The sequence below is a fragment of the Arsenophonus sp. ENCA genome (genome assembly GCF_002287155.1).
Classification (GTDB): Bacteria; Pseudomonadota; Gammaproteobacteria; order Enterobacterales; family Enterobacteriaceae; genus Arsenophonus; species Arsenophonus nilaparvatae.
Genome location: NZ_NHNG01000530.1, coordinates 1 through 7457 on the forward strand (window position 1 = coordinate 1; position 7457 = coordinate 7457).

The 7457-nt window shown below is 50.5% G+C and carries 8 protein-coding genes and 1 pseudogene; 8 read left to right on the forward strand and 1 reads right to left on the reverse strand.

The features are described from left to right. The 6 genes from CBG25_RS13785 to CBG25_RS13810 form a co-directional block, all read left to right on the forward strand. Positions 1 to 188, forward strand: a 188-nt coding sequence (locus tag CBG25_RS13785; protein WP_290604511.1) for a zinc ribbon domain-containing protein, incomplete at its 5' end; no start/stop codon positions are given. A 77-nt stretch (positions 189 to 265) separates the two neighbouring features. Then, the gene (locus CBG25_RS13790; protein ID WP_290607322.1) at positions 266 to 682 is read left to right on the forward strand and encodes a type IV pilus biogenesis protein PilM; all 417 of its coding nucleotides are present in this window, start codon (positions 266 to 268) and stop codon (positions 680 to 682) included. 313 nt (positions 683 to 995) lie between these two features. Next, a complete protein-coding gene (locus CBG25_RS13795; protein WP_290607324.1) occupies positions 996 to 2633 on the forward strand; it encodes a PilN family type IVB pilus formation outer membrane protein in 1638 nt (545 codons plus the stop codon). 2 nt (positions 2634 to 2635) lie between these two features. Continuing rightward, a complete protein-coding gene (pilO2, locus tag CBG25_RS13800; protein ID WP_290607326.1) occupies positions 2636 to 3928 on the forward strand; it encodes a type 4b pilus protein PilO2 in 1293 nt (430 codons plus the stop codon). Next, entirely contained in the window at positions 3915 to 4370 is a 456-nt protein-coding gene (pilP, locus tag CBG25_RS13805) for a type IV pilus biogenesis protein PilP (RefSeq protein ID WP_290607328.1), read from the forward strand. Before pilO2 ends, pilP begins: the two co-directional genes overlap by 14 nt. A 410-nt stretch (positions 4371 to 4780) precedes the next feature. Continuing rightward, a complete protein-coding gene (locus CBG25_RS13810; protein ID WP_290607334.1) occupies positions 4781 to 6016 on the forward strand; it encodes an ATPase, T2SS/T4P/T4SS family in 1236 nt (411 codons plus the stop codon). A 25-nt stretch (positions 6017 to 6041) separates the two neighbouring features. Here the strand turns inward: CBG25_RS13810 and CBG25_RS13815 are convergent, their stop codons facing one another. Beyond that, positions 6042 to 6536: an Hsp20 family protein gene (locus tag CBG25_RS13815; RefSeq protein WP_290607330.1), complete on the reverse strand. Its 495-nt coding sequence runs from the start codon at positions 6534 to 6536 to the stop codon at positions 6042 to 6044. A gap of 110 nt (positions 6537 to 6646) precedes the next feature. On the opposite strand from CBG25_RS13815, the gene CBG25_RS13820 reads away from it, so the two are divergent. Then, entirely contained in the window at positions 6647 to 7165 is a 519-nt protein-coding gene (locus tag CBG25_RS13820; protein ID WP_290607332.1) for a type II secretion system F family protein, read from the forward strand. Positions 7166 to 7280: 115 nt separating this feature from the next. Continuing rightward, positions 7281 to 7457 (forward strand): annotated as a pseudogene (locus CBG25_RS13825) (transposase zinc-binding domain-containing protein); the annotation flags it as partial.

Sequence of the window (7457 nt, forward strand, 5' to 3'; positions counted from 1 at the left end):
CTCTATCAATACGTTATTGGCTTTGTCCTGAGTGTGGAAAAGAGCATGATAGAGATATCAACGCTGCGATCAATATCTGTCATCAAGGATTAGCTGATTCGCTAGGGCATAGCGATTATGTAAAGAGTTCCCTTGTAGCAATACCTGTCAGTGCTGGTGCTACAACGAAAGCTATTGGCATGAGCTAATAGGGGTCATAAGAAGCCCCCACTATAATCAGTTTTGATTTAGTGGTGGGAGCAAGTCACTACTTTCTTTTCTTCTGGTGTCGTTATCGCTGGCTGGATTTTATCAGCATCAGCATGCGGACAATCTCAACAGTACCGAAATGACGATCACCACGACGCAACAGGCGATAGAGACGGTTCACTATATCAACGCGATTAATGATTATCTCTATCTCCACCCTCATGTAACTAAGAATCCCAATGAGATTGTGCTAACAGCGGCGCAAATCGGTATCACGCCGCATTCACCCATCCAGCATGTGATTGCCAGACAACGTGTTTTTGTCTGGCAACCGTTTTCACCGGGATTAATGACGGCACTCAAAACCCAAACCCGCGATTCTGCGCTATTGGGCAGCGTAAAAAATCACCGTCTTTTGGATAATAGTGGGCGTGATATGCAAATTGTCTTACCGGCACGTATCCCCGATGGAGCAATTGTTTATATTAATTAGGCGAGAAAATTAAAGTTTTTGTGTTTCATGTTTTTATTTGTCACATCTCTGATAAAATGTAATTCAATGGCAACCAATTAATATTGGGGTTAATTAATTTTAACGTTCATTGTTAGTTACCCCAAGAATCGCATTAACATCTCTACATAACGAAATAATAGAATTCCGCTTCATCGTTCCCCAGCAAGGAAACTCTCGATTTCAGTCGATGGAGGGATCGCGATTGCGCAAAGCGCAACATGTGATGTCATCTTATTCCTCCTCATTTTCTTCTTCTCGTAAATAACGCATTCCATTTATCAAAGGATATCCTATGCGAGCAATTTTTTCTGCTGCGCCTTTACTGGTGGTACTAGCATTGTCCGGTTGCACCAGTATTGAGCGCATTAATCAAAACATGAAAAACAGTGAGGTGACAGATGCAAAGGCAAGGCAGCAGATGCAAAAGCTGACCTCGCCATCGCCAGTATTACGCGAAGCGCCCCAGCAGTGGGTGAATCCCACGCCGATGATTGACCGGGCGACGATAAAAAAAGCCACTCCACCTTGTACCATTACGATTAACCGGCAAGGCTCACTCAGCCTGCATGATGTCTCTGAGCGCATTACCCGCGTCTGCCGTATTCCCGTTTCCGTCACGCCGGACGCATTAACGCTATTGGGCGGTGTCTCTGGCGGTCAGACCCAGCAGATAAAAGGCGATATCCCGCCGCCGGATGTCAATGGCATGGTGCCGCTGGCCGCCATCGGGATGGCCTCATCCTCTGCGCCAGCGGCGGTTAACACCGGCGCGAATCTGAACGGGCTTTACTGGAACGGCCCACTTTCCGGGCTGCTTGACACCATTGCCAGTCGCCTTGGTGTGTCGTGGCGCTATGGATCGGGACAGATAGTTATCTACGCGCTGGAAACCCGGTCATTTACGCTGAATTTTATGGATTCACAGACCGATTACCAATCCAGAGTCGTCAGTGGCACCACCTCCAAAGCCGGTAACAGCGGCGGGCAGAGTGGAAATGCGCTGAGTGGCGATGCCACCACGTCACAATCCACCTCAACCACCATAAAATCATCCCTGTATGCGGATTTACAGGGGGCGGTAAAATCGATGCTGACGCCGGGGCTGGGGCGTATGTTCCTGTCCGCCGGTAATCTGACCGTCACCGATGTGCCACGGGTGCTGGATACGGTTGAGCGTTTTGTTGACGAGCGTAACCAGACATTAGACAGGCAAGTGGTGCTCAATATTGAAGTGTTGAGCGTTGAAAAACGGCAAAAAGACCAGTTAGGACTGGACTGGAACGCCGTTTTTAACAATGGCCGTTTGGGGTTGTCGCTCAGTCAAGCCTTTGGCGGCGCGGCGGGCAATATCATGAATGGCGGCTTCTCGGTCGTAGACGGGCGTTTGGCGGGGTCAAAAGTCTTTCTTAAAGCCCTTGCCGAGCAAGCTAAAGTGAGTGTCGTTACCCAACAATCGAATACCACCACCAATCTTTCGCCGGTCGCTATGCAGGTAGCCGAACAGGAGGATTATGTCGCACAGGTGACAACACAGTCCACAGCGAATGTCGGCACCGCCACATCGATTCAGCCCGCCACCATTACCACCGGCTTTTATATCAATCTGCTGCCGAATATCATGCCGGACGGTCAACACCTGTTACTGCAATTTGCGATTAATCTCTCTGAACCTCCTACCCGGCGTACGTTTACTTCCGGGGAAAGCTCGGTCGAGTTGCTCAATACGCAACTAAAAACCTTTACCCAGCGCGTGAAAATGAAAACCGGCCAGACACTGGTGTTATCCGGCTTTCAGCAGGCCAGCCGTAAAGGAAGCAAACAGGGCGTCGGCCAACCGGGGTTCTTTGGGTTAGGCGGCGGTCAGCAGGCAGAAGATGGTGATCGAATGCTGGTTGTGCTTATTACTCCTGTTCTGTCGCAGGAGGGATAACAATGACGACAACACCGCTATTTACCGCGACGCCGATTGTGCGAGGTCGCCGCGTTTTTCTGGCCGGCATAGACTGGCTTCCCGTGACGTTGCGGGCGGGTAAAAACGTTAAAAGCGAAGCGCGACGGCAAGGGGCTGATCGCGTGGTCAGCTATCGCTATCGGGACAGCCAGAAAAATCCGCAGTGGGTGATGGGGCTGATCAATTGGGCAAAGCTGGCATTGCCTAAAGGCTGCAAGGACGGTTACGCACTGGCACTGCTCATCGCCCGACAACTTAAAGGCAGCGGCTACGCCATTATCGCGATAGACAAGGCGCATTACGGCTTTGTCAGCAGCATTGACGGGGTGCTGATTAACGATGTGGTCGGCGACAAGGCCGCCATCGCGCAGGCGCAAAAAAACTTTCTCCAGTTTAACCGTGAGCCGGAAGGCGGCTGGCAGATTTTCGCCCCGGCAGACTGGAACGTCACCGATAGCCAGCCTTTTGATTTAGACGGTTTGCTGGCAGGGCTTCGTTTTCCAGCCAGTGCCCGCTTTCAGGCGACATCACGCAAGCGGCGATTTTTAAGCCTGTTCACCCTGTGCTGCCTGATGTTGGCCGGTTACTTTGGCTGGAACGGGGTTCAAACTCATCAAGAAACGTTACGTCAGGAAGCAATACGGGCAGCATGGCTGGCACAGCAACAAGTGCAAACCTCCCCGGCTCTGCGCTCACCGTGGCATGACACACCGCGACTGATGCCGTTTATTAACGCCTGTGCCGAACGCTGGCAAAAAATCCCCTTGTCGCTGGCAGGCTGGCGCTTTAAAGAGGCGCAGTGCGCACAGGAAGGCACACTACGACTGGCGTACAGCAAACCCGTTGGGGCCACCGTGGGCGATTTCGCTTACCGGGTAAAGCAGGTTTACGCCGGGCAAACGACACCGTATTTCAATTTGCCAGGTCAGGGCGATACCGGCGGCTTTAGCCAGCCCGTGACCTTCACCGCGTCGCCGGATACCCGCGCCTTGCCAGAGGCGGATAACCAGATACAGCGATTAACCACCTTTGCGCAACGGATGCGCCTGCCGATTAACCTACAGGAAGACGACAACCGTCAGGTGAGCGCTAATGGCGAAGCGCTGATTATGCCGTGGCGCAGTTTTAGTTTTTCACTGGAAACCGCCATCCCCCCAACCCTGTTGTTTGATGAACTGGACGATCTGGGTTTACGCCTGACCGTTATCACGATCACGCTCAATCAGGGGCGATTAAGTTACCGGATGGAAGGAAAATTATATGCAAAATCATAAGCGCGTCCTGTTTATCGCCGCGTGGTTAAGTGGCGTAGCCTATGCCGAAACACCGCTGCCGCAACCGCCCGTGATGGAAGAGTACACCCTGCAATGGTTAGAGCAGATACAGGCCGAAACCGTCATGCTGGAAGCCAAAGCTGCCCGCGCCCGCATTCAACGCGAACTGGAAGACAGTGGTATTGATACCCGGCCAGCGAATTTACCACTCAATGGCCGTGAGTTGGCGATTTTACCCCGTACTGGGGGCTTACCGTCAGTAGAAGAAATTTACGGCAGTGGCAAGCAATTGATGGCACGTCTGGTGCTTTCCGATGGCAAGCGGGCAGAACTGCGGCAGGGTGAGCAGATCCCCGGTACCCGTTTTTGGGTTGAGGCGATTAGCGCCCGTGAAGTCCGGGTTGCTGACGGCAACGATAAACGCACATTGGCATTTTATTGATAAAGAGAAAAAGAGTGATGTTAAATACGCTTCCGCAACCCGATGCCGATATCGCCCGCTTTGTGCGGGTGACACAGGCCGAGGACGGTATGATTGATATTTTTATCGCGGACAATTAGAGGCTGTCGCAAAAGGGGTATTTACAATAAAAATAATTTAATTTTTTCTTTAAAATCAAAATATTGAAATCATTAAAAACATGATACTACCTCTTTTGCGACAGCCTCAATTACCGCGAGGATTTCAAGGTTCAGCACTTTGTCAGCCGGGTACAGAAATCCTTTCCGGGGCGTACCCGCTGGGCCAGCCTGTCGCTGGATGAAATCGCCAACGTAGCGATACCGCAATCGACTAATGAGCCGACTCATAGCGTTAACCAGCAGCGGGTATTAAGCTACTTCCGCAAGGCCATTGCGCTATCGGCGTCTGACGTGCATTTTACCGTCGGACGCGATGGCGGTCAGTTTTGCTATATTGAAGCGCGGGTGCACGGTGAACTGCAATGTTTGGACTGCATCGACAAGGACGAAGGGATGGCGCTGGCATCCACCATTATCCTGTCGATGTGTGACGTCACCGAGAAACAGTTTTACCCCAATCTTCATCAGGATGGCCGCATTGCTGAACGATTTTTAAAACCGCTGGGAATATTTGGTGCCCGCTATGCGCATATGCCTGCTGTCGGCGGGCTGTATGTGGTGATGCGCCTGATTAAGGATGATGGCGATGCCGTAACGGATTTTGAATCCTTGGGCTTCCTGCCCGATCAAGTCCGGGTACTGAAACGCCTGTTGCGCCGTCCCGAAGGGATGATGATTTTATCCGGGCCAACCGGATCCGGGAAATCCACCACACTACGCACCGCCTCCGCCGCTTATCTTGCGCTATGGGGCTATATCAACAAATTACCGATACGGCGACTGTTAACCATTGAAGACCCCCCCGAAGGCCGAATTTATGGCGCAATCCAGACGCCGATCATCGCTGATAAGAAAAACACCGAAGAAATCAAACGCGCATGGCTGCTATCGATGGCCTATGCCTTGCGATGCGATCCGGATGCGATTTTAAACGGTGAAATCCGCGATTTGGAATCTGCCATCACCGCACTGAAAGCGGCGATGACCGGGCATCTTCTGATGACCACACTGCATGCCAATGATGGCCTGAATATCCTTGAACGACTGGAAATAGAAGGGGTATCCGCACGGCTATTGGCCGATGCGCAGTTATTGATTGGGCTGATAAGCCAACGACTGGTACAGCGCTTATGCCCGCACTGCAAAGTGCCTTATCACCGGGTAGCCGGGCAGCTTGAGGCGGACGATCGCGATCTGATTGAACACCATTGCCAGCCTGAAAAGGTGTTTATGCGCCATTTTGAAGGCTGCGAACACTGTTATCACGGGATTGTCGGGCGGATTGTGGTAGCCGAAGTGATCGCCCCGGATGCACAATTTTTTGAACTGTACCGGACAAAAAGCAAGGCAGCGGCGAAAACCTACTGGCATCGTCAGCTTGGCGGCATGACGCGTAATCAGCACGTCTTGCACTATATCCATGCGGGAGAGGTTGACCCACTGGCGGCGCATTTCATTTGCCCGATTGATGAGGACAGTTATACGTTGTTGCCGTTAGAAAGTTAAAGCGCCCCAATTAGGGGCACTATGATTAAGCAGCGTTGTGTTCAATGACACACCCGGATTCATTTTGAACGCCAATTGGAATCTTCTGCGGTTTTTCCTGTTCAGGGATCTCGTAGATAAATTGCAAGGCTAATAATCCTTTATCTAGCGTCGCTTGCTGAATCGTTATTCGATGCTCAAGGCTGAAATTTACAGAAAATCCATTTTTACTAATGCCTTGATGTAACCATTTAACACCTTCTTTTTCATCTTCTGATTCATTTTTCTCATCGCTCGCTTTACCACTGATGGTTATCTGATGATTATGCACAGAAATCTCCAATTCATCTTGTGAATAACCCGGCACACTAAACGTTAGCTCATAATGATTCTTGTCTTTCTGACGTAGGTTATAAGCTGGATTATCGCCAAGGGGCTTTTCACCAGTTAGCCGACTAAACAGCCGATCCATTTGGGTAATGCGATCAGGAAGATAATTACTGAAGGTAGGAATTAGAGATAAAGAACGATAAGAAGTCATATGCCCTCCTTGAGGGTCTGTGTGTCGAAGATCAAAGTTGACTTCAACAATAAAAATATGGGGGTCATATAAGACATTTTCAAGTCACCGACCATTTTTTGGAGTAAAATATGTCGTTTCGATTAAATATCGATTTTCTCGCTGTTAAACCTCACGTTGACACTACCATCCGCTGGATTTACCAAAAAACCTTTTCCGCCAAAGACCGTATTGCCTTCTACGACATGCTGGCCTTTCTGCTGGATAACAACAAATCATTGCAGCAAGCCTTTATCGATATGCGCAACGTTGTCACCGATTTTGGCCGCAAACATCATCCCTACGCCGTGCTGTTGACCGATTGCCTCTCTGCGCTGGATGAGGGGCAAGGGGCTTTTGAAAAGGTACTGCTCGAGTGGGTACCGGTTCAGGAAGCCACCCTGATTGGTTCCGGCATTCTTTCCGGCAAGCTCTCCGATGCTTTGCGTCGTGCCAGCCAGATTGTGGAAGGCAAGAAAACGATGGTTTCCGCCCTGTTCGGCGCATTGGGCTACCCCTGTTTTCTGCTGGGTATCGTGGTGCTGATGATGCATATGGTGTGTGAGAAGTTTATCCCCAAGCTGGCAAGACTGGTGCCGCGTGAGAAATGAGGCTGTCGCAAAAGGGGTATTTACAATAAAAATAATTTAATTTTTTCTTTAAAATCAAAATATTGAAATCATTAAAAACATGATACTACCTCTTTTGCGACAGCCTCGTAAAGGTCGGGGATGCCCGAGCTGCGGCAAAAAGGCCACCGATATCTGGATCGCCACTATGATGGCGCGTCTTCCTGACGTTCCCTTTCAACATGGCACCTTCACGATGCCTGATGCCCTGTGGCCGTTATTTGAGAACAACCGTTGGTTGCTAGGCCACCTGTTCGCCCTCGCTGCTGATAAT